The organism is Natrinema hispanicum, from assembly GCF_004217335.1.
GTDB classification, from domain to species: domain Archaea; phylum Halobacteriota; class Halobacteria; order Halobacteriales; family Natrialbaceae; genus Natrinema; species Natrinema hispanicum.
In genome coordinates, this window is sequence record NZ_SHMP01000003.1 from 673,467 (window position 1) to 695,706 (window position 22,240).

The following is a 22,240-nucleotide window of genomic DNA, read 5'->3' on the forward strand; positions in this document are numbered from 1 at the left end:
TTATACCAGCAGCCTAACTCGACTGTGTTTCGTTCCGGCGGCCCCACAGCCGCGAGACCACTTTCACCGTGCTATCTCAATTCTTAACAGCGCCCGCCTCGAATCGCTGCCAATGGCAACGACGGACGAGGACGTCGCGTCGATCGAGCATCCACTGCTCGAGTCCGACTTCTTAGAGCGCCGGCTCTACCAGCTAAAACTCGCAGGGACGGCCGCGAATCACCACACGCTCGTCTGTCTCCCCACGGGGCTGGGGAAGACAACGGTGAGCTTGCTGGTCACGGCCCGACGGCTCGACGAAGTCGGTGGCAAGTCGCTGATGCTCGCGCCGACGAAACCCCTCGTCCAGCAACACGCCGACTTCTACCGGGAAGCCCTCCAGATTCCTGACGAGGAAATCGTCGTCTTCACCGGCGACGTGAGCCCGGACGACCGCGCCGAACTGTGGACGGAGGCGACTGTCGTGATGGCAACCCCACAGGTGATCGAAAACGATCTCGTCGGGAGCCGCATCTCGCTTGCGGACGTGAGCCACGTCACCTTCGACGAGTGCCACCGTGCGACCGGCGACTACGCCTACAACTACATCGCCGAGCGCTACCACGCTGACGCCAACGCGCCGCTGGTGACAGGCATGTCAGCCTCGCCCGGCGGCGACGAAGTGGCCATTCTCGAGGTCTGTGAAAACCTCGGCATCGCGGAAGTCGAAGTGATGACCGAGGAAGACGCCGACGTCGACAAGTTCACCCACGAGACCGAGGTTGAGTGGGAGCGCATCGACCTTCCAGAGGCAGTCCTCGAGATTCGGGACACCCTAAACGAGGTCATCACAGAGCGCCTCGAGAAACTCAAAGAGCTGGGCGTTGCGAAGTCGACCCAGCCAGATCAGTCCCAGAAAGACCTCAATCGGATGCGCGCGGAACTCCAGCAGCTGATCAACAACGACCAGTCGGAGGGGTTCGAAGGGATGTCGGTCCACGCCGAAGTAATGAAACTCCGGCAGGCCGTCACGCTGGTCGAAACCCAGAGCGTCGAAGCCCTGCGCCGGTACTTCGAACGCCAGCGCAACCAGGCGCGCTCGTCAGGGGCATCGAAGGCGAGCCAGCGGATGGTCTCTGACCCGCGCGTTCGCGAGGCCATGCGGAAGGCCGAGAACTTCGACGAACTCCATCCCAAATATCGGAAAGCACGGATGCTGCTGGCCGAAACGCTGGGCCTCGAGGGCGGTGAGCGCGTGATCGTCTTCACCGAGTCCCGCGATACGGCCGAGGCGCTAACGGACTTCCTCGCGGGGAGTTTCGACGCGAAGCGGTTCGTTGGGCAGGGCGACCGCGAGGGCTCGGACGGTATGACCCAGAAACAACAACAGGAAGTCTTAGACGAGTTCCGCGCAGGTGAGTTCGAGGTGCTCGTCTCCACGTCGGTCGCCGAGGAGGGACTCGACGTCCCGGAGGTCGACCTCGTGCTCTTCTACGAGCCCGTCCCGACCGCGATCCGGTCGATCCAGCGCAAGGGCCGGACCGGCCGCCAGTCGGAGGGGCGCGTCGTCGTCCTGATGGCCGAGGATACCCGCGACGAGGCCTACTTCTGGATCTCCCGACGGCGCGAAAAGGAGATGGAAAGCGAGCTGCGCGATCTGAAAGGGATGGCCGACGACCTAGAAGACGAACTCGACGACTCCCAGCAGTCACTGGCCGATTTCGAGGGCGAAGCCGACAGTGAGTGCGGGGTGAAAGTAGACGGAAACGGCGGCAACACCGACGCCGTCGGCGACTCTTCCACCGGAAGCGAGGGGGTTGCAGACCAGCCCGGCTTACAGGAGTTCGGCGACACGGAGGCGGACGCAGACGAGGACGGCGAGGTCGAAACCCACGAGCCACACGCCGAGGGCGAAACCATCGAAATCGTCGCCGACCAGCGCGAGATGGACGCCAACATCGCCCGCGATCTCTCGCGCCGCGAGGAGATCGAGATCAGCCTCGAGACGCTCGACGTCGGCGACTACGTCCTCTCGGACCGGGTGGTCGTCGAGCGCAAGTCCGTCGCCGACTTCGTCGACTCGCTGGTCGGGGGCGACCGGTCGGTCTTCGAGCAGGTCGGTGCGATGGCGCGACACTACTCGCGGCCGATCGTCGTCGTCGAGGGCGAGGGCCTGTACGAACAGCGTGACATCCACCCGAACGCGATTCGGGGCGCGCTCTCGAGTCTCGCGGTCGACTTCGGGGCGAGCGTCCTGCGGACCGAAAGCGAGGCCGACACGACGGACCTGCTCGCCGTGATCGCCGGCCGCGAACAGGCGACCGCCGACCGAGAGGTGTCAGTCCACGGCGAGAAAGGCACCAAGACCTTGAGCGAGCAACAGGAGTACGTCGTCGCCTCGATCGCCGAGATCGGCCCCGTTACGGCGCGATCGCTTCTCGAGGAGTTCGGGACGGTCGAGGAAGTGATGATCGCGACCGAAGACGAGTTACAGGCAGCCGACGGCGTCGGACAGGTGACCGCCGAGCGGATTCGAGAAGTGATCGGCAGCGACTATACTGGGTGAGACAGTCGGGAAACGACGCTCAGTCGCTCGCGTCGGACGCAATGGCGTCCTCGTCGGGGGGAACAGAGCCGGCCGCTCCCTCCGCACGGGTGACGATCCGTTCGGCCGCGATAACGCTCCCGACGGCGAGGAGAATGCCTGCGATGACATCGATCAACCAGTGAATTCCGAGGTACATCGTCGAGAAGACGACACAGGTCGTCACGAACGACGCGATCTGGAACCACCGCGGGTACGCCTCGCGCGAGCGCCAGGCGAACAGCATGACGACGACCGCCAGCGACGTGTGCAGCGAGGGGAACACGTTCGTATTCGCCGACACTGCCGCGGTGACTTCCTGGGTCTGCGGATAAAACGAGTACATCAGTCCGTCGACGGACGAGAGGTGATTGCGCGGCCCATAGACGATAAAGAGCGTATAACAGAGCGAGCCGATCAGGTAATTGAACACGTATGCCAGCAGGAGTTCCTTGAGATGACGCTGGGACGGCAACAGGAAATAGAGGATGGGGCCAGTCACCAGCAGGAATGGGAACCCAAACATGTACATCGCCGAGAAGAACTCGAGCGTGACTGTATGGGGAACGACGTCCTGGAGGACCGCAACGAACTCCCCTTCGAGAGCGTAGATTTCCGCGGTAAGATCCCAGTCGAGTGCACGCGAGATGCGTAAACTATGACCATGGGTTGCCCGTTTTGCGAGGAAGAACAGCCCCGCGACGCCAAGGTACGGCGATATTTCGGCGAGCCGGCGGTCATAGTCGGCCGCCGTCCGTTTCAGGGCAGTTCGGTCGAGACAGATCGCACAGGTCCCGAGCAAGCCGATACAAACGGCGAGTACCGTGAGTAAGACGACGAATCCAAGTGCCATCGGTAGGGTCTCCTCTCTCCGTGGGTCGGTAAGCGACCGCGGGCCGGTACATGGAGGGTGGAATCGGTGTCGACCCGGCACAAGACCGACATAGCGGTCGATCTGGCCCACGTTCGAGCGATGTTATGGCACACCATACTATCAAATATATATCTAGTGATGTAGTTTATATCTGTCATATTGAGTGTAGAGAGTCGCGTACGGATCGACGAAGCGACACGCATCCACTCACAGGAGAGACCGTCCAGGAAGCAGTACGACCGGCTCGAGCGCCGTTAGCGCAAGGTGGACAGCGTCTCGCCGGCCTCGCGCGCCGCCTCGAGACACTCCCGTGCGTATCGTGGGTCGTCCGTCGCGGCCGCCTCCGTGGCGAACTTCTCGAGCGTGCGGACGAGCGCGTTGTGTGCGGCCTCGAGGTCGCCGTCGGCCGGTTGCTGACGCTGGGTCGGCACGGGGGAGCGAGACGATGCACCCGGCTCGCTCGCACGGTTGTCGGCCGTCCGACTCGAGACATCGGTCTGGGACGACTCGACATCGGCCTGGGGTGTGGGCTGGCGCTCATCCCGGGATGGCGTTGTGACCGACGATTCGCGCTGGTTGTTCACGTCCGTCTCGGCCGTCGACGCGTCCGACGTAGCTGCGGCCGTCGGCTCGGACGGTGCAGCAGGGGTGGATTCGTCCGCGGCGGATTGGTCCGACTCAGATTGATCCGTGGACGGCTGTTCGTCAGCCGGCTGGGCTTCGAGGTCGGTTCCCTCGACGGCGTCGGGATTGCCATGGCAGCTAGGACAGAACGTAGTGCCGTCCATCTGGAACAGCGGGTCGCCACAGGTCCCACAGTGAGTGTTGGTCATCGTCGCGCCCTTGAGTAACAGATCGCTCATTCGCTGGGTGGCCTTGCGCTCTTGTTTGTCGCGTTCGTACTTCTCACGGAGTTTCTCGCGCTCTGCTTCCTTATCGAAGTCGCTCATGTCCAGCTAGAGGTGTCGGAGCGTCGAAAAAGCTGCGACAGCGAGATTCCAGGGCCGTGACGGTGGCACTTACGTCTCGAGTGCGGCTTCGACGGCGTCGACAGCCGCTTCGGGAGTGTCGACAGGCTCGAGGTCGACGCCGGCAGCCGAGACGTCGTGGGCTGCAATGCCAACGACCGGCCGGTCGTAGATGCCGGCGAAGCCGAGTTCCGAGAGGGTTCCGACACCGCCAGTGAGCGCGATCACGGCGTCGCCGTTCAAGGGGACGAGCGCGTTTCTGGCGTGACCCAGTCCCGTGGCGATCGGGATGTCGACGTAGTCGTTAGCCTGTGCCCGGCGCTCGCTCGGCAGGATACCGATCGTCGTTCCGTCCTCGGCTTTCGCGCCCCGACAGACCGCTTCCATGGTACCGCCGCGGCCGCCACAGACGACCGTATGGCCTCGCGCGGCGAGTTCGCGGCCCACTGCCTCGGCGCGAGCCGCCTGTTCGTCGGTAACCTGTCCGCCGCCAATGACGCTGACGCGCATAGTCCAACGGGCGCAGGCATCGGCCATGATCGGTTCGGTCTCGAGGAGAAGAGAGGGAACGACAGTCGTCGAACCTTCATATCGTCAGACTCGTCTGAGGCTGGAATTTCCGACGGATTTAACGTGTGGGATGGGGAAGCATTACGTGGTATGACGAAAGTTAGTGTGGTCGGCGCGGCCGGCACCGTCGGGGCCGCTGCGGGCTACAACATCGCGCTTCGGGACGTTGCGGACGAACTCGTGTTCGTCGACATTCCGGACAAGGAAGACGATACGGTCGGACAGGCTGCCGACGCAAACCACGGCGTAGCCTACGACTCGAACACGACGATCCGACAGGGTGGCTACGAGGACACCGCGGGGTCGGATGTCGTCGTTATCACGGCCGGCATCCCGCGCCAGCCGGGCCAGACGCGGATCGATCTGGCGGACACCAACGCACCGATCATGGAGGACATCGGCTCCTCGCTGGCCGAGTACAACGACGACTTCATCACCGTCACCACGTCGAACCCCGTCGACCTGCTCAATCGGCACCTCTACGAGACGGGCGATCGGGCCCGCGAGCAGGTGATCGGCTTCGGCGGTCGCCTCGACTCCGCGCGCTTCCGCTACGTGATCTCCGAGCGCTACGACGCGCCCGTCCAGAACGTCGACGCGACCATCCTCGGCGAACACGGTGACGCGCAAGTCCCCGTCTTCTCCAAAGTGCGGGTCAACGGACAGGACCTCGAGTTCGACGAGGACGAAAAGGAAGAACTGCTCTCCGAACTCCAGACCTCGGCGATGAACGTCATCGAGAAGAAAGGCGCAACCGAGTGGGGGCCAGCGACCGGCGTCGGCCACATGGTCGAGGCCATCCTCCGCGATACGGGCGCAGTGGTGCCCGGCAGCGTCAAACTCGAGGGCGAGTTCGGCCACGAGGACACTGCCTTCGGCGTCCCGGTCAAACTCGGCTCCGACGGCGTCGAGGAAATCGTCGAGTGGGAACTCACCGAGTTCGAGCGGAACCAGCTCGGCGAAGCTGCTGAGAAGCTCTCCGAACAGTACGACAAGATCGCGTAATCGACGGTCGGCACGGCTCGGCTTTTTCTCGAGTCGTCAGGGGATCAGCTGCTCGCCGTCGTCGTCGTAGACTGTGATCGCGTCGACGGGACAGGTCCGGGCGGCGAACTTCGCGTCGAGTTCCGCGTCCTCGGGTACCTCGCGGACGAAAACGCCGTCCTCGACCTCCTCACTGTCTTCGAGGACGGCCTTGCCCTTCGATTTGTCCTCCTCGAAGGCATCCCATTCGGCGACACACTGGAACATCCCGATACAGGTGTCCTCGTCGTATTCGATCTTCATGGGCAGTGCTTCGCACGGTTGCGGTAAATCGGTAGCGGTCGTCGGTAGGCTCGAGGGAACGCTTTTGCGGCCAGTCATTGAAAGAGAGACGAGACGAATGGTCGCGTTCTCCTTCGTTGCCCTCGTCGGGATCGCCGTTCTCACCTGTCTGTTCATGGCGTGGGTCCTGGGTGCGAACAGCAACTCGCCGCCCTTTGCCCCCGCGGTCGGCGCGAACGCGATCTCGACGATGCGGGCGGCGTTCGTCATCGGGCTGCTCGCAGCCATGGGGGCGCTCATGCAGGGGGGGAGCATCTCCGAGACGATCGGTGCGGACCTCATCGACGGCGTGACGATCACGCCGCTTGCGGCCACCGCGGGCCTGCTGACCGCGGCTGGCTTCATGTCGATCGGCATCTACACGCGGTATCCGATCCCCGCGGCGTTCGCGACGACGGGCGCGATGGTCGGCGTCGGGCTTTCGCTTGGCGGCGACCCGGCGATGGCGACCTATCGCCGGCTCGGCACCTTCTGGCTTTTGGTGCCGATCATGTCCGGCGGACTCGCCTACGCGACGGCGACGGTCCTGCGACGCGACGACGTACCCGAGACGGTCGGCGTCCCGCTGTTGGCCGGTATCGTCGGCGCGATCGTCGCCAACGTCCGCCTCGGCGTGATTCCCGATCCGACCGCTGAGCAGGGCACACTCGCAGGGTTCGTCGCTCGGCAGTTCGGCGGCGGCCCGACGCTGGCCGCCGGCGTCGATCTCGGAACCGTCGTCGTGACGATCGCCGTCGGACTGCTCGCGTTCGTCTGGGTGCGACAACAGGTCCGCGAGTCAGTCGACGGCGGGATTCGGTCGTTCCTGTTGCTCCTCGGCGGCATCGTCGCCTTCTCCTCTGGCGGCTCGCAGGTCGGACTCGCGACCGGCCCGCTCGAGAACCTCTTTCGAACCGAACTCGGGCTTCCGGGATCCCTGTTGCTTGCGATCGGCGCAGCCGGCATCCTCGCCGGTGCCTGGATGGGTGCACCGCGGCTGTTACAGGCGACCTCTCGCGAGTACGCCCAGCTCGGCGTGCGGCGGTCGATCGCGGCGCTGGTGCCGGGCTTTATCATTGCCCAGCTGGCGATCGCACTCGGCATCCCCATCTCGCTCAACAACATCATCCTCTCGGGCGTCATCGGCGGCGGACTGGCCGGCGGCTCGGCCGGGGTTTCGCGGCGCAAGGTCGGCGTCACGATCACTTTCTGGCTACTGACACTCGGCAGTTCAGTTGTCGTCGGATACGGGCTGTATCAACTGTTCGCGACGGTGATAGGCGGCTAATTCATTCGAACTCACTCGAGGATCGTCACCGGCTGTGTCGTCCGTTCGACGACCGTCGTGGCGATATCACGACCGAGAAATCGCCTGATAAACCAGTTCGATCGGGTTCTGTCACCGGCCATCACGACGTGATCGATCCCCGCCTCCGACGCGTATCGGGGAACGACGGTGCCGGGTCGACCCTCGGCAAGTGCGATCCGGACGCGGTCCCCTGTGTCAGGGCCGGCAACCGACTCGAGCAATTCCGCGGCGCTGGCTCGTGCCTGTGTCGTTCGCTCCTCGCGTCGCTCCAAGACCCCACCCTCACTCAGCGGCGCATCAAGCGGTGTCACGACCGCCAAGAGCGTGATCTCGGCGTCGGGAAACGTCTCGAGGGCGTAGGACAGCGCTTCGTCCTCCTGTGGTCGGCCGAGCGTGGGGACGAGGACGCGGTCGGGATCGGCCATAGGACGGTCTTCGGGTGCCGATCCCATCGGTCTGTCGCCGTCGACCCCGCTCTCGCCCCAGGGCGGGTCGCGGATGCATCGATACCCAATTAGATAATCAGTCACCGATCCGGATATAAAAGCAATTTCTGACAAACGCTTTTCATCAGTGGCGGCGGAGGGACAATCATGGGCACCGAAACAGGGATGTCGTCATCGACACGATCACTCACGATCAGCGACCTAGCACGAGCGGGGGTAGTCGCGCTTGCAGTGTCATTGGGCATCAACTTGCTCATCGTGTTCGTGGCCAACGCTGGCGGTATCGCACCGGCACTGGAAGCACTGAATTACGGCCCAGTAACGTTCTTTACGACCCTCGGCGTCGTCGGTGCGACCATCACCTACGGGATTCTCGCGCGATTCAGTGCCAGCCCTGATCGACTGTTTCTCATCGTCGCAGCGATCGTTCTGGTGCTCTCGCTCGTGCCGGATTTCACGGTCATCCCCAATCAACCCGGTGGGAGCCTCTTCACCGGCGCGATCCTCGGGCTGATGCATGTCACGACAGCAGTCATTTGTGTAGGTGTCCTGACCGACCGCAGTGCTGGCCTGTGAGCTGAAACAGCGCACGCAGGAACACACAGTAGCCCCGAAGCAGCCTCGATCGACGGAGTCCGAAAGACGATACTTTAAACCGCAAACGGGGCCAAGGACGGACAATGAATCTCGAGGAGCTGTCGGGGCTCCCACCCGGTGCCATCGATCACTTCAAGCGCGAGGGCATCGAGGAGCTCTACCCGCCACAAGCTAAGGCGGTCGAGGCCGGCGCGACCGAGGGCGAAAACCTCGTCGCGGCCGTCCCCACCGCCAGCGGGAAGACGATGATCGCCGCCCTCGCGATGCTCTCGGCGATCGAACGCGGCGGCAAAGCACTGTACATCGTTCCGCTGCGAGCGCTCGCCAGCGAGAAACGGGCCGAGTTCGAGGCCTACGAGGAGTTCGGCGTGACCGTCGGCGTCACGACGGGCAACTACGAGTCGACCAGCGACTGGCTCGCGACGAAAGACATCGTCGTTGCCACCAGCGAGAAAGTCGACTCGCTCGTTCGAAACGGCGCAGACTGGCTCTCCGATCTCACCTGTGTCGTGTCCGACGAGGTCCACCTGATCGACGACCGCAACCGGGGACCGACGCTCGAGGTGACGCTAGCGAAACTCCGCCAGCTCAACCCTGGGCTGCAGACCGTCGCGCTCTCGGCGACGGTCGGCAACGCCGACGAAATCGCCGATTGGCTCGACGCCGCACTCGTGGATACCGACTGGCGGCCGATCGACCTCCAGATGGGCGTCCACTACGGGAACGCGTTGAACTTCGACGACGGCTCGACACGCGAGGTACCCGTCGAGGGCACCGAAAAGCAGGAGGCCGCGCTCGTCCGCGACATTTTACAGGAAGATGGGTCCTCGCTCGTGTTCGTCAACTCCCGGCGGAACGCAGAAGCGGCTGCAAAACGGTTAGGCGGCGTCTCGAGGACCGAACTGACCGCTGAGGAAGAAGCGACGCTCGCCGAGTTAGCCGACGATATCCGCGACGACAGCGACACCGAGACGAGCAAGGACTTAGCCGACTGCGTCGAACGGGGCGCGGCGTTTCACCACGCTGGCCTCTCGAGCACTCAGCGGAGCCTCGTCGAGGATGCCTTCCGTGACCGCCTGTTGAAAGTAATCTCGGCGACACCGACGCTTGCCGCCGGCGTCAACACGCCTGCCCGCCGCGTGATCGTCCGTGACTGGCGACGCTTCGACCCCAGCGCCGGTGGAATGGCACCACTGGATGTCCTCGAGGTCCACCAGATGATGGGACGGGCTGGCCGACCGGGGCTCGACCCCTACGGTGAGGCCGTCCTGCTAGCCAAGAACCACGACGAGAGCCGGGAGCTGTTCGACCGCTATATCTGGGCCGATCCCGAGCCAGTGCGCTCGAAACTGGCGGCCGAACCTGCCCTGCGGACCCACGTGCTCGCGACTATCGCTTCTGGCTTTGCCCGCACCCGCGAGGGCCTGCTCGAGTTCCTCGAGGCTACGCTCTACGCGAGCCAGTCGACCGAAGCCGGCCGTCTCGAAACGGTGACCGACACGGTCTTGCAGTATCTCGAGTCGAACGACTTCATCGAGCGCGACAGTGACGGCGGTGACGGGAACGAAGACGACGGCAGCGCGTTCACCGCTGCTGCCGACCTCGCCGACAACGGCGAGGAGACGCTCGCGGCGACCAGCCTCGGGCATACCGTCTCGCGGCTCTACCTCGATCCGATGAGCGCTGCCGAAATCGTCCACGGATTGGAGCGTGCGGACGACCGGCCGACCGCGCTCGGCCTCTACCAGCTCGTCTCGCGCACGCCCGATATGTACGAACTCTACCTGCGCTCGGGCGAGGACGAGAAATTCGGCGAGCTCTTCTACGAGCGCGAGCCAGAACTGCTGGGCGATACGCCAAGCGAGTTCGAGGAGGAGCGCTTCGAAGACTGGCTGGCCGCGCTCAAGACTGGCAAGCTACTCGAGGACTGGGCCGACGAAACGGACGAAGAACGACTGACCGATCGGTATAAGATCGGACCGGGCGATCTGCGTGGCAAAGTCGACACCGCCGAGTGGCTGCTGGGCGCGGCCGAGTCGCTGGCCGCCGAGATCGACAGCGAGTGGACCGTCGCGGTCCGCGAAGCCCGCGCCCGTGTCGAACACGGCGTCGGCGAGGAACTGCTGGAACTCGTCTCGGTCGGCGGTGTGGGCCGCAAGCGCGCTCGCCGGCTCTACGAGGCAGGAATCGAGGAGCCTGCAGACCTGCGAACGGCCGACAAAAGCGTCGTGCTCGGCGCGCTTAAAGGAAAGAAAACGGCCGAGAACATCCTCGAGAACGCCGGCCGCGAGGATCCCTCGATGGACGGCGTCGAGCCGGACTCAGCAGGGTCGGGCGACGGCGGCATGACAGCTCCCTCGAGCGGTGGTGACGGGACCGACGACGCGACAGCAACAAACGGAGCAGACGACAGTCAGTCGAGCCTGGGTGATTTCTAATGCAACTCATCGAATGCCGACTCGAGATCGACGATATCGACTCGTTCGTCGCCGACCTCGGTGACTTCGGCGACCGACACGGCGTGACGATCCAGGCGTTCGACGCCCGCTACGTCGCCGATCGCCGCCACCTCGAGCAAGCCGTCGAGTTCGCCGACCGCGCCATCGATCGCGGTGAGAACGTCGCCCGTGACCGCGCCGTCGAAATCCTGCTGTACGCCGCCGGTCGCCGACAGATCGATCGTGCGCTCGCGATGGGCGTCGACGACGGCGAGACCCAGGCAGTGGTGCTCGTCGACGGCGATTCAGACGAGGACGAGACGGCAGCGCTCGAGGCAGTCGAAACGCTGGCTGCGTTCGTCGACCGCGAACCGACACTCGAGACGCAAGACGTCGAGACGCTGTGTGACTTTTTCGACGTTCCTGACGCCGAACGTGAGGCCACCGACGCACCGCTTTCGGCACTGGTTCGCGAGCGGGTGGCACTGCTCGAGGTCGAAAAGTAGTCGCAGCGACGACCGGGTCAGAACACGACGAAGGTGGTCGATCCCGGTGTCGCTCCGGCTCCACCGCCGTCCCATCAGTCGTCTGCGCTTCGCTCGAGCCGACCCTCTCGGGCCTCTCGAAGGCCATCACAGATGCCACCCTGACTCGACATGTTGACCTGTGCGAGCCGACCGCGTCGGTGAACGAGGTCGAACGAGTCGGGATCTATCGGTTCGCCCTCTGGCGTTCGAAACAGATAGTCGTCCGGGGCCGAGACGAGGTCGGTTTCGCGGGCCTTCTCGAGGTAGCGCTCGAGCGGTGCGTTCGGAACGGCGACGGCAAACGAGCGGTCGCGGACGTAGACGGCAGCGGATTCGGCCCCGTCAGTCAGCTCGAGATTGCGCAGTCGAACGTCGACGATTGCCTCAGCGTCGAGTCCGGCCTCGAGCAGCGCCTCGACCGCGTCGTACTGGCGAGCAACGCGGGCCTTGTCATCGAGTTCGGCACGGACTGCCGCGACGTCGCCGTCGGCGTCCGGAAACGCCTCGGCGAACGAGAGGTTCTCGTTGACGCCGCGGTTGATCTCCGTCTCGTGCATGTGCTCGTGGAGCGTGATCCGGGCCTCCTCGACTGCCGGCAACGACTCGATCTCGTCGCGGGCGTCGACGGCCATCATCCACGCGAAGGCCGGCGAGCACCACGCGGTCGGGAGCGTGAGGTCGACACTGACGTAGCCACCGTCGATCTCGATCGCGTCGATATACTCGAGTGCGACGATCGAACGGTCGAGTTCCGGATCGGTGACTCGGTCGAGTCGGTCGCGGACAGCCGCTCGCGTCGGAGCGGGGTCGTCGGATGGCTGCGTGCTCATCAGTCGTCCGCGGGTGCGGGTTCCTCGCCTGCGTAGTGGTCCTCGAGGTCGAACTGCTGGCTGATCTCGTCGTCTTCGAACGCCTGGCGTTTCGCCTCGATGTCGATATCGTAGAGTTCGGCGGCGTTTCCGCCCATCACCTTCTTTTTCGTCTCGAGGTCCCACTCGACGCCGTACTCCATGCGGTGTTCCTGGGTGAGTTCGGCTTCCATCACCTCCTCGACGAGCCAATCGGGGTTCCACAGCGCGTAGTCCGAGCCAAAGAGGATGCGATCCTCGCCGAGCCACCACAGCAGTTCGGACATGATCTCAGAGAACTTGCCCGGTCGGTTCTGTGCGAACGGCGCGGCGACGGCCAGGCCGCCGTAGACGTTCGTCTCCTGGGCGGCGATCCAGCAGAAGTCGTCCAGCCGGGGTAAGCCGACGTGTTCGACGATGAAGTTGAGTTCCGGGAACGACGAGGCTGCGTCGTCGACGTCTTTCACGTCGAAGGCGTCGCGATTGAGCGGCCGAATCGTCGGTCCCTTGTGGGGATGGATGTTTTCGATACCGAGGTCGGCACACTTCTGTAAAAACTCGAAAGCTTCCTCGTCGTCGAGTCGCCAGCCCTTCGAGTCGCCGCGCCACTCGGCGGTGTAGAGCTTGACGCCGGGGATATCGTAGTTCTCGTGGAGTTCCTCGAGGTACTCGAGGCCCTCCTCGCCGTCGCGGGGGTCGAAGGTACCGTTTAAAACGAACCGTTCGGGATGTTCGGTCGCGAGTTCGGCGTTCTGCTCGGTGGTGTTGAACCCCTCGTCGTAAAAGTCGGTAAGGTACGTCGGCTGGAAAATCGCCATGTCGGCGGCGGCGTTGCCGAACAGGTCCTCGACCATCCGGTCAGCGCCGTACTTGCGATACTCGTCTATATCCCACTCGCGCTCCTCGGGCGTGAACGTCGTGTGATAGTCGTAGAAACACTGGATGAACTCTTCCCCTCCCTGGTGTTTGATATTCTCTTCCGTCGCGTCCCACAGGTGTACGTGGCCGTCGATGACGAAGATCTCCTCTCCGTTGTGCTGATACATCGCACCATGCACATCGGTACCACTACCCATTACTCTTTTTCAGGAAGAGATGAATGCGACACTTGGATCGATTTTTGCGGCCAAAATTAGCGGCTGTAGGTAGTAGTATCAAATCCAAAACACTCACGCGACACGAGGTGCGAGGGGAACGTTATCACGGATGACGATAAACTGTGTGTCAGTCCCATGCAAGCAGCCAGACTCCACGGATACACCGACGACATGAGCGACGCGCTCTCGGTCGACGAGATCGACCGGCCGGATATCGAACAGTCCGACGGCGTGTTGATCGAGGTCGAGGGCGCGGGCTGGTGTCAGACAGACAACCACATCATCGAGGGAATGTGGGACGAATACGCTCCGCAGGACCTGCCGATGACGCTGGGTCACGAAAACGCGGGGATCGTCGCCGAAACCGGCGACGAGGTAACGCTGGTCGAAGAAGGCGATCCGGTGATCTGCCATCCTGTCCAGACCTGTGGCATCTGTCGGCCCTGTCGGCTCGGTGAGGACATGTACTGCAAAAATAGCGCGTTCAACGGCCTCACGACTAACGGGGGCTTCGCCGAGTACCTCCTGACCAACGAGCGCGCCGTGATTCCGCTGCCAGACGGCGTCGATCCGACCGACATCGCCCCACACGCCGACGCGGGGATTACGGCCTACCACGCCGTCAAGAAGGCTGTCGACGAACTGAATCCCGGCGACACCAGCGTCGTCATCGGTGTCGGCGGCCTCGGCCACATCGGGGTGCAGTGTCTCGAGGCGATGAGCGCCGCGGACATCGTCGCCGTCGATATCAAAGACGAGGCACTCGAGCTCGCAGACGAGATAGGCGCACACCACACGGTCAACGCTGCCGACGAGGACCTCCCGGACATCATCGCCGATCTGACCGACGACGATGGAGCCCAGCAGGTGATCGACTTCGTCGGCGGCGACGAGACGACGGGACTGGCACCCGAGATCGTCGCCGCCGGGGGCGACCACCACATCGTCGGCTACGGCGGCCACATCCACGAACCCAGTCAGGCACTGGTCAACGGCGAGTTCGCCTACCGGGGGACACTGGTCGGCAAGTACGCCGAACTCCAGGAACTCGTCGCACTCGTCGATCGCGGCGACGTCGAACTGCGTACCGAGCGCCACGACTTAGGCGAGATCAACACGGTCGCCGAACGGCTCGAGCACAACGAAATCGAAGGCCGAGCGGTCATCCTCCCACCCTGAGTCAGCCGGCAGGCGCGACGCCGACGGCTCATCCCAAGACGGCAGCCGATCGCCGACTGGCACTACACTCTTGCCGGGGCACGTGATACGGCCCCCATGGCAACGCTCGAGGATCCCATCGAGATCGGCGGTATGACGGTCCCCAACCGGCTCTATCGCGCACCCTTACTCGAGTGTGCGGGCAACGGTCCCGACGCGGTCGAGGCGCTGATCGACGACCTCGAACCGGCCGCCGAGTCGGGTGTCGGGCTCATCTGCCAGGGCGCGACGATCGTCCGCGGCGAGGGCGGCTGTGCCGCGCCGGGGATGACCCGCGTTCACGATCCCGACTTCGTCGCCCGGCTCTCCCGGCTGACTGACCGGATTCACGACCACGGAAGCCGGATTTTCATTCAGCTCGAGCACGGGGGCCTGCGGAGTATGGAGACCTGGCACGCCGAGTACCGAACGGAGCATCCGGACCTCGAGCAGCTCGCGGTGTCGGAACCGCCGTGGCAGTTACGACTGCTAGACCGGATTGGATTTCTCGAGTACGATCCATACGTTCTCTCGACGGCAGAGGTGTACGACCTCGCCGCCGACTTTGGCCGCGCGGCGGCGCGCGCCGTCGACGCGGGCTACGACGGGATTCACCTCGCCGGGGCCAACATGGGGATCGTCCAGCAGTTCCTGTCGCCGTTTTACAACCGGCGCGATGACGAGTTCGGCGGCTCACCCGAGGCTCGCCTCGCGTTCCTCGCGATCGTCCACGACGAGATCCGCGAGCGGGCGGGCGACGTGCCGCTGGTGACCAAGGTCCCCGCCGAGACGCCCGCCCCGCCCGCGCCCATCGTTCAGCGGAAACTCTCGCTCGCGGATGGGATCGAAATCGCTCGCCGACTCGAGCGGATCGGCTACGACGCGGTCGTCCCCGTCCAGACATCGGTCACCTGGGACATGAGCATCGTTCGCGGAGCGTACCCCGAACGCGCGTGGGACAACGAGGCACTGCGCGAAGCGTACGACGCAGCCTTCGGCGGCGCGACTCGACGACGGCTCGTCGCGCTGGCAAATCGCGTCCAATCGCTCCAGTACGACTTCGAATCGGCGTGGAACGAGGACTTCTGCCGGCAGGTCCGCGATCAGGTGTCGATCCCTGTCCTTGCAGAGGGCGGGATTCGCGAGCGAGCAGAGATGGATCGGCTGCTCGGCTCGAACGGGGACGAACCCCCCGCGTGTGACATGGTCGGGATGGCCCGCCCGTTCTACGCCGAACCGCGGCTGGGTGCGCGGTTGCTCGAGGCCAAACTGGACGGCGACGAGCCGCGTGTCGTCTGCGAGAGTTGTAACAACTGTACGGTGCCCCAGGTGACGGGCGCACCGGGTATCTGTCGGACGCCCGGTGTGCTGCGAAAACGGGGCGAACTCGAGCGAGCGGGAGCCTACGAGCGGTCCGACCGGTAGCCACTGAGGGCGTTACGGTGGTGCTCGTCAGTTCCTCGAGCGGTCCCTCGACGGTGTACGTGGGCGCATCGACTCTGAATCGCGAGGCGGTCGCGCGATCTGCCGACACGTTCGCGCCCTCGATCGATCACGGTCGATCCACGCCCCCGAATCCGTCGTCCAGCGCATAGACCTCCTCGTAGCCGTTTTCGATCAGCTTTGCAGCGCGCAACCGGACAGGGGGGAGGGTGTGGACAGCCACAGTACGTGACGATTCGCTCGCTTCTGGGCCAGTCAGCGACCGGATCGTCGTCGGGCGTGTACGGCGGCGAAGTACTCAGGACCGCACCGGCAATGTGAGCTTTCTCGTACTTCGAGAAGCCGCGGGCGTCGGCGATCCCGCCGGCAGCGAGGAGGGTCCGTCGGTTCTACCGGCCCCCTACCGGCGGCGATGAGATATGATTTCTGGTGGCTCGCATAATACCGGCTGACCCCTTCGTTTCGACTGGAGATCGACGGCAGGGGCTACGAAGGTGCTCGAGTCGAAAGAACGGAAAGAGTAGTCCCCACAGGATTCGAACCTGTGTCGAAGCCCCCAGAAGGCTTCAGGATTGGCCACTACCCCAGGGGACTGCGCTGCGATAGATCGTTGGCCGTGGCCCTATTTATGATTGTCGGGTTGGAGTCGCTCCGACCCGCAGTCGGGTGGATCGGCGTGTTCGAGTCGGTGACAATTCGCACAGAGGACAATACAGCGCTCGATCTCCTCGCGAATACTTGCCTTCGAGTGGCCATTGACGACCATGGTCGCGATGCTGTGTTCTTTCTCGTCTGGATGGTGAAAGTCGAGACACGGTGGTCTGGCTTCGTCACAGCGAGCACACTCGCAGTGTCGGTCCTTATACGCGTAGAGCCATCGCCGGATTTCCGCTCGGCGACGGTCCTTTCGCTCGATTCGTTTCTCCCGGTTCTTGTAGTACCATCGCTGTTGGCCTGTGAGGTCTTCCCACTCGAGGTCGTCAGGAATATCGACCCACTGCGGTTTCGGCTGGACAGGCTGGTCGCCCGTTGCACTGCGATCGAACGTTTCCAACCCCGCGCGTTCTTTCGCCGCATTCCAGCCGCCTAGTTGCTCCATAATCGTTGCAGAGGCGGGTCGCAATCCCAACTCCTCGTACTGCGCCTTCGTCGGCGATTCACCCAGTCGGTCGGCGGCCTCCCGAAGGGCCTCGAGACACTCCTCGTCCGTCGTCACACCACCGTTGACCGCGTTATCGTGTATAAACTCTCGCCCGATACTGGCGAATTCGACCACTCGAGCGCGAATCGACATTCCTTTTTCCCGCTCTCGCGCACCCCCGAGTATGTACGTCGGACGATTCGTCGTCGTCGGCCCCGAGGTCGGCGCGTATCGCGTCTCTTCACGTTCGTTCCCCAACCGCGAGATCACCGCTCGAGAGGAAGCACTCACCGTCGGTCCCACCGACGACGCACCGGAGACTGACAACCCCTATGTCTCTTACAACTGCCTGCGCGTCGTCGAGACGCCGACGGGCGAGACGGTCGCCTTCGGGAACGGGTCGCACGTCGACCCGATCGCGGAGAAACTCGAGCGTGGCTATCCCGCTCGCGATGCGCTGGCCGAGAGCCTGCTGGCACTCGATTACGAAAAGGACGACTACGACACGCCCCGGATCGCGGCGACGATCGGCGACGATGGCGAGGCCATGATCGGCACGGTTCGCAAGGACGCCCTGCTCGTCGAGACCGTCGACGAGCCGACGCTGGTCGCGACCTACGAGAACGACGCCCCGGAAGCGTTCGCCCTCGAGGCCGACAGCGCCGACGCAGCCGCCAGCGAGGTCTACGACCACGAGTTCGAGCACGCCGTCTGTGCAGCCGGTGTCGCACTGACTGACGACGGGTTCGAGACGGCGATCGAAAACGGCAACTGAGCGGCACAGCTCGTTTTGCTCGCTGCAATCACCAGCCCAGCGTAGCTATCGCTCCCGAACGAGTATCGACGGGCGCTGGGTCGTCGACCACCCGCCGCTATGCCCACCTACTGGATAACCTACAAATCACTGGCACCTGTTAGCTGTGGGCATGAAGGTCGGACTCATCTCGGACATCCATGGGAACCGAGTCGCCCTCGAGGCCGTCCTCGAGGCCATGCCGCCGGTCGATGAGGTGTGCTGTGCGGGGGACGTGGTCGGCTACAACCCCTGGCCGGCTGACTGCGTCGACATGCTGCGAGACCGGGACGTGCCGACGGTGATGGGCAACCACGACGCCGCCGTTGCCGCGGAGACGCCCTTCCGATTCAACGGCATGGCGCAGGCAGGCGTCGAGCACGCGGAAGCGCAGCTTTCTGACGATCAGCTCGAGTGGCTCGCCGAACTCCCGGCCGAGCGCCACGTCTACGACGGACAGCTGAAACTCGTCCACGGCCATCCGGACGATCCGGATCGCTACACCAGATATACCTACCCGCAGGAGTTTACACCGCGGCTGCTCGGCGACGAAGACGTGCTGGTGCTCGGTCATACGCACGTTCAGGGCGTCGAGCGGTTCGCCGAGGGGATCGTCGTCAACCCGGGCAGTGTCGGCCAGCCCCGCGATGGAGATCCGCGGGCGGGGTACGCCGTCGTGGATCTCGAGGCGTTGACCGTCGAGACCGGCCGCGTCGAATACGACATCGAGGCGGTGCAGACGGCCGTCGACGAGGCCGGGCTCCCCGACCGCATCGGAACGCGGCTCGCACGCGGGGAGTGAGAGCCGTGAGCCGGCACGCGACCACGGAAAGGGACGCTTTAACACGTCCTCCACGGCTACTGTCTGACATGGTAGCTCCCGGCTCGACTGTGTGTACCGATCGGAACCAGCCACGGCACGTCGTGGGCCGGTGGTGTCGCTCGCGTCCGTCCCGGAACCGACGACGCCTCGAGACCGGATCGACAAGGGAGACGATCGAGACCGATGCTTAGGCGCATCTACGAGGACATGCGGGCGATGCGCGAGCGTGATCCCGCAGCGAAGGGCTGGCTCGAGGTGCTGTGTTGCTATCCGGGGCTGCACGCGGTCTGGGCCCACCGGATCGCACACCGATGCTGGACCGGCGGCGGGACCGGCGAGCGATTTGTGGCACGGCTGCTTTCCCATCTCGTGCGGCTGTTGACCGGCGTCGAGATTCACCCAGGCGCGGATCTCGGTCGGCGGGTGACGATCGATCACGGGATGGGCGTCGTCATCGGCGAGACGGCAGAGATCGGCGACGACGTCCACATGTATCACGGCGTCACGCTCGGCGGGGCCACGAACGAACCGGTCAAGCGCCATCCGACGGTCGAATCGGGCGCACAATTAGGAGCCAACGCGACGCTGCTCGGCGATATCACGATCGGCGAGGAGGCAGCCGTCGGTGCCGGCTCGGTCGTCACGCAGGACGTCGACCCCGGTGCGACCGTCGTCGGCATTCCAGCAGAACGAGTCGACTGACGAACGCAGCCGAATCAGCCGGTTACACGAGCGGCTCGAGCAGTCCTCGACCCGCCTCGAGCAACTCACGAACCCGTTTCTCGTCCCCTGCCTCGGCGTAGACCCGCAACACCGGCTCCGTGCCACTGGGGCGAACGAGCAGCCACGAGCCGTCGGCCAGCAGGAGTTTGAACCCGTCGGCGGTGTTGACGTCCTCGACGTCGGTGTCCGCGACGGTTTCGGGGATCGCTGTCTCGAGGTCGTCGAGGACCCGCGCCTTCTCGCTGTCGGGACAGTCGACGCTGATCTTGTCCTGAACCACGGTGCCGTGAGTCTCGAGGAGTCGGTCGACTCGCTCGTCCAGTGGCTCGTCGGCGTGCATCGTGGCCGCGAGCAACGCCATCAACACGCCGTCTTTCTCGCGGACGTGGCCCCGGACGGTGAAGCCGCCGGACTCCTCGCCGCCGACGAGCGCGTCGCCGTCGGCCATCGCCTCGGCGACCCACTTGAAGCCGACCGGGACCTCCCGGACGGGTTCGCCGTGGGCCTCGGCGATCCGGTCGATCAGATACGTCGTCGAGACGGTCCGGACCGCCGATCCGGACGCGTCCTCGAGCAGATAGTCGTACAGCGCGGCGAAAAACAGGTTCTCGTCGAGATAGCCACGTTCGGGCGTGACGACGGCGATGCGGTCGGCGTCGCCGTCGTTGGCGATCCCGAGATCGACGCCGCTGTCGTCGGTGACGGTTTCGATCAGCGTTTCGAGGTTCTCCGCGGCGGGTTCGGGCGAGCCGCCGCCGAAGTCTGGATCGCGCTCACACCGGACGCGTTCGAGGTCGGCTCCGGCGCGCTCGAGGACCGCGTCGGTGGTCCCGCGGCCGCTGCCGTGCATCGCGTCGTAGGCGACCGACAGCCCCGAGAGGTCTGCGCTGCCGGTGATCGATTCGACCAAGTCAAAGACGGTGTCCGCATGGGACGGGGCGAAATCGACCTCGCGGACGGTGCCGTGGTCGGCTTCGGGAAGCGACTCGGGTTCGGCAAGGCGATCTGCAATAGCATCGGTGATGGCGGGCAGTGCTGGCGCGCCGTCGTCGGGAATGAACTTCACGCCGTTGTATTCGGGCGGATTGTGCGAGGCCGTGATGACGAGCGCGCCCGCCAGGTCGCGGTCGACGATCGCATGGGCGACCAGCGGCGTCGGCCGATCCCGATCGGAGAGCAACACGTCGAACCCGTTTGCACACAGCACTCGCGACAGTTCCTCGGCGAACCCGCGGGAGGTCTCGCGGGCGTCGTATCCGATCGCGACCGGGCCCTCGAGCCCCTCGTCGTCGAGATACGTCGCGACCGCCTGTCCGACCATCCGGACGCGTGGCGTCGTAAACTCCTCGAGCGTCGCCCGCCAGCCATCGGTACCGAAGCTGATCGTCTCCATGGTGCGGTGGTCGCGGGCCGGTGCGAAAAAAGCGACGGGCGACTGCGACCACAGAACATGAGAAGTCACACCACAGCAGACCAACTCATACGGTCTACTGTACGTCATTGCCGGTGCAACCGCGACCGCCCTGCGGTTGCACCGGTAACTCGTTACAGCAAACCGTATCAGGCGTCGACATCGGCGAGGCGCTGTTCGAAGAGCCGTTCGCCCGTCTCCTCACAGGTGACCGCGACGACCTTGTGGGAACTACAGCAGGATTCGACGACTTCCTCGCCCATGCGTACGTCGCCCCCGGAGGGACAGGTCTCGAGGAACATCCGAAGCCCGTTGAGCACCGCCCCCTTCGTCTCGGGCTGGTAGGCGTCCCAGTCGGGCACCCACGACTCGAGAGCGCGGCCGGCAGCGACGTCAGCGAGCAACGCGGCACGAGAGGGCCAGCGACCCACCACGCCGGACGGGGAACGCAACGTGCGGGCTTCGCCGCCGTCGGCGAGGTCGAACTCGTCTGGATCGGCATCGAACCCGAACGCGTCGACAGCGGCCGTAGCGTCGAGCCCCGACTCCTCGACGGCGTCGATCTCGTCGATCCAGTCGGCCTCGAAGGCGTCGGTCAGGCAGAGATCGTCTCGGTCGTCGCAGGGCTCGAGGACATCGTGCTCGAGAAACAGCGTCTCGAGGTCGAGGTCGAAGGCGTCAGCGAGTTCATTAGCCTCGCCGGCGGTCGTGTCGGGTTCGGACGTCGCATCCGCATCGCGGCTTGTCACATCGGCAGCGCCGGCTGAGTCGGTATCGCCGTGGTCTGTGTCGATGTCTGCAGTCGCCGCGGTGTCGGCACCGCCGAGACCGCTCGCTACGTCAGGATCGGGGTCCTTGCCGAACCAGCGCAGGACTGCCGGTGGGAGATACCGCTTGGTCAGCGTCGGCGTGCCGGGGACGAGATACCCCCGCAGGTAGATCAACGCGATCGACATCACGACAGCGAGGAGGCCGCCGAGACGGGATTTCCGCGCGATGAGCGAGCCAGCGACCATCGCGATAACCAGGTTCAGGACAGTACACGGTTCGCAGCGGTTTTCGCCCGTGTAGTCGGGCTGTCTGAGTTCGTCGACGACGTCAAGTTGCATCTCGAGACGATTGTCATCACCATCACACATTTAGTTGTCGGACGGACAGTTCGGCTCC

The 22,240-nt window shown here is 64.4% G+C and carries 21 protein-coding genes; 11 read left to right on the plus strand and 10 right to left on the minus strand.

What is annotated here, in order from left to right; translation table 11 throughout:
* Positions 1–112 precede the first annotated feature (112 nt).
* Positions 113–2,545 (plus strand): DEAD/DEAH box helicase, encoded by a 2,433-nt coding sequence (locus BDK88_RS04090; protein WP_130499279.1) that lies wholly within the window; start codon positions 113–115, stop codon positions 2,543–2,545.
* A 19-nt stretch (positions 2,546–2,564) separates the two neighbouring features.
* Here BDK88_RS04090 and BDK88_RS04095 read toward each other — a convergent pair whose 3' ends face one another.
* The 3 genes from BDK88_RS04095 to BDK88_RS04105 form a co-directional block, all read right to left on the minus strand.
* A complete protein-coding gene (locus tag BDK88_RS04095) occupies positions 2,565–3,416 on the minus strand; it encodes a phosphatase PAP2 family protein (protein ID WP_130499280.1) in 852 nt (283 codons plus the stop codon).
* 275 nt (positions 3,417–3,691) lie between these two features.
* Positions 3,692–4,387, minus strand: a complete 696-nt coding sequence (locus tag BDK88_RS04100; protein WP_130499281.1) for an Sjogren's syndrome/scleroderma autoantigen 1 family protein — start codon at positions 4,385–4,387, stop codon at positions 3,692–3,694.
* 69 nt (positions 4,388–4,456) lie between these two features.
* Complete coding sequence (locus BDK88_RS04105) at positions 4,457–4,915, minus strand: TIGR00725 family protein (protein ID WP_130499282.1); 459 nt, start codon at positions 4,913–4,915, stop codon at positions 4,457–4,459.
* Positions 4,916–5,065: 150 nt separating this feature from the next.
* Between BDK88_RS04105 and mdh the strand changes: the two genes are divergently transcribed.
* The gene (mdh, locus tag BDK88_RS04110; RefSeq protein ID WP_130499283.1) at positions 5,066–5,980 is read left to right on the plus strand and encodes a malate dehydrogenase; all 915 of its coding nucleotides are present in this window, start codon (positions 5,066–5,068) and stop codon (positions 5,978–5,980) included.
* 36 nt (positions 5,981–6,016) lie between these two features.
* Here mdh and BDK88_RS04115 read toward each other — a convergent pair whose 3' ends face one another.
* Positions 6,017–6,262, minus strand: a complete 246-nt coding sequence (locus BDK88_RS04115) for a ferredoxin (protein ID WP_008013415.1) — start codon at positions 6,260–6,262, stop codon at positions 6,017–6,019.
* Between the two features lie 97 nt (positions 6,263–6,359).
* Here BDK88_RS04115 and BDK88_RS04120 point away from each other — a divergent pair, with 97 nt between their 5' ends.
* Positions 6,360–7,568, plus strand: coding sequence for an inorganic phosphate transporter (locus tag BDK88_RS04120; protein WP_130499284.1), 1,209 nt, complete (start codon positions 6,360–6,362; stop codon positions 7,566–7,568).
* Between the two features lie 11 nt (positions 7,569–7,579).
* Here the strand turns inward: BDK88_RS04120 and BDK88_RS04125 are convergent, their stop codons facing one another.
* Positions 7,580–8,014 carry a universal stress protein gene (locus tag BDK88_RS04125; RefSeq protein WP_130499285.1) on the minus strand — a complete coding sequence of 145 codons (435 nt, stop codon included), beginning with the start codon at positions 8,012–8,014 and terminating at the stop codon, positions 7,580–7,582.
* A 168-nt stretch (positions 8,015–8,182) separates the two neighbouring features.
* Between BDK88_RS04125 and BDK88_RS04130 the strand changes: the two genes are divergently transcribed.
* From BDK88_RS04130 to cgi121, 3 genes are all read left to right on the plus strand, one after another.
* Positions 8,183–8,611 carry a DUF6069 family protein gene (locus BDK88_RS04130; RefSeq protein WP_130499286.1) on the plus strand — a complete coding sequence of 143 codons (429 nt, stop codon included), beginning with the start codon at positions 8,183–8,185 and terminating at the stop codon, positions 8,609–8,611.
* A gap of 104 nt (positions 8,612–8,715) precedes the next feature.
* Entirely contained in the window at positions 8,716–11,070 is a 2,355-nt protein-coding gene (locus BDK88_RS04135; RefSeq protein WP_130499287.1) for an ATP-dependent DNA helicase, read from the plus strand.
* Positions 11,070–11,576 carry a KEOPS complex subunit Cgi121 gene (cgi121, locus tag BDK88_RS04140; RefSeq protein WP_130499288.1) on the plus strand — a complete coding sequence of 169 codons (507 nt, stop codon included), beginning with the start codon at positions 11,070–11,072 and terminating at the stop codon, positions 11,574–11,576. The genes BDK88_RS04135 and cgi121 overlap by 1 nt, the downstream gene beginning before the upstream one ends.
* A 74-nt stretch (positions 11,577–11,650) precedes the next feature.
* Here cgi121 and BDK88_RS04145 read toward each other — a convergent pair whose 3' ends face one another.
* Together BDK88_RS04145 and BDK88_RS04150 are read right to left on the minus strand one after the other, a co-directional pair.
* The gene (locus BDK88_RS04145; RefSeq protein ID WP_130499289.1) at positions 11,651–12,427 is read right to left on the minus strand and encodes an iron-sulfur cluster assembly protein; all 777 of its coding nucleotides are present in this window, start codon (positions 12,425–12,427) and stop codon (positions 11,651–11,653) included.
* Positions 12,427–13,491, minus strand: coding sequence for an amidohydrolase family protein (locus BDK88_RS04150; protein WP_130499796.1), 1,065 nt, complete (start codon positions 13,489–13,491; stop codon positions 12,427–12,429). The genes BDK88_RS04145 and BDK88_RS04150 overlap by 1 nt, the downstream gene beginning before the upstream one ends.
* Before the next feature lie 186 nt (positions 13,492–13,677).
* Between BDK88_RS04150 and BDK88_RS04155 the strand changes: the two genes are divergently transcribed.
* Positions 13,678–14,721, plus strand: coding sequence for an NAD(P)-dependent alcohol dehydrogenase (locus BDK88_RS04155; RefSeq protein WP_130499290.1), 1,044 nt, complete (start codon positions 13,678–13,680; stop codon positions 14,719–14,721).
* A 96-nt stretch (positions 14,722–14,817) separates the two neighbouring features.
* Positions 14,818–16,164 (plus strand): oxidoreductase, encoded by a 1,347-nt coding sequence (locus tag BDK88_RS04160; protein ID WP_130499291.1) that lies wholly within the window; start codon positions 14,818–14,820, stop codon positions 16,162–16,164.
* A 640-nt stretch (positions 16,165–16,804) separates the two neighbouring features.
* Here BDK88_RS04160 and BDK88_RS04175 read toward each other — a convergent pair.
* Positions 16,805–17,398 (minus strand): homing endonuclease associated repeat-containing protein, encoded by a 594-nt coding sequence (locus BDK88_RS04175; protein ID WP_130499292.1) that lies wholly within the window; start codon positions 17,396–17,398, stop codon positions 16,805–16,807.
* A 109-nt stretch (positions 17,399–17,507) separates the two neighbouring features.
* Here BDK88_RS04175 and BDK88_RS04180 point away from each other — a divergent pair, with 109 nt between their 5' ends.
* The 3 genes from BDK88_RS04180 (at position 17,508) to cysE (ending at position 19,641) form a co-directional block, all read left to right on the plus strand.
* Entirely contained in the window at positions 17,508–18,098 is a 591-nt protein-coding gene (locus BDK88_RS04180) for an IMP cyclohydrolase (RefSeq protein ID WP_130499293.1), read from the plus strand.
* Positions 18,099–18,249: 151 nt separating this feature from the next.
* Entirely contained in the window at positions 18,250–18,918 is a 669-nt protein-coding gene (locus tag BDK88_RS04185) for a metallophosphoesterase family protein (protein WP_130499294.1), read from the plus strand.
* 204 nt (positions 18,919–19,122) lie between these two features.
* Positions 19,123–19,641, plus strand: a complete 519-nt coding sequence (gene cysE, locus BDK88_RS04190; RefSeq protein ID WP_130499295.1) for a serine O-acetyltransferase — start codon at positions 19,123–19,125, stop codon at positions 19,639–19,641.
* A 22-nt stretch (positions 19,642–19,663) separates the two neighbouring features.
* On the opposite strand, the gene BDK88_RS04195 is transcribed toward cysE, so the two are convergent.
* Positions 19,664–21,055 (minus strand): phosphoglucomutase/phosphomannomutase family protein, encoded by a 1,392-nt coding sequence (locus tag BDK88_RS04195; RefSeq protein ID WP_130499296.1) that lies wholly within the window; start codon positions 21,053–21,055, stop codon positions 19,664–19,666.
* 167 nt (positions 21,056–21,222) lie between these two features.
* A complete protein-coding gene (locus BDK88_RS04200) occupies positions 21,223–22,182 on the minus strand; it encodes a hypothetical protein (RefSeq protein ID WP_130499297.1) in 960 nt (319 codons plus the stop codon).
* Positions 22,183–22,240: the final 58 nt, after the last annotated feature.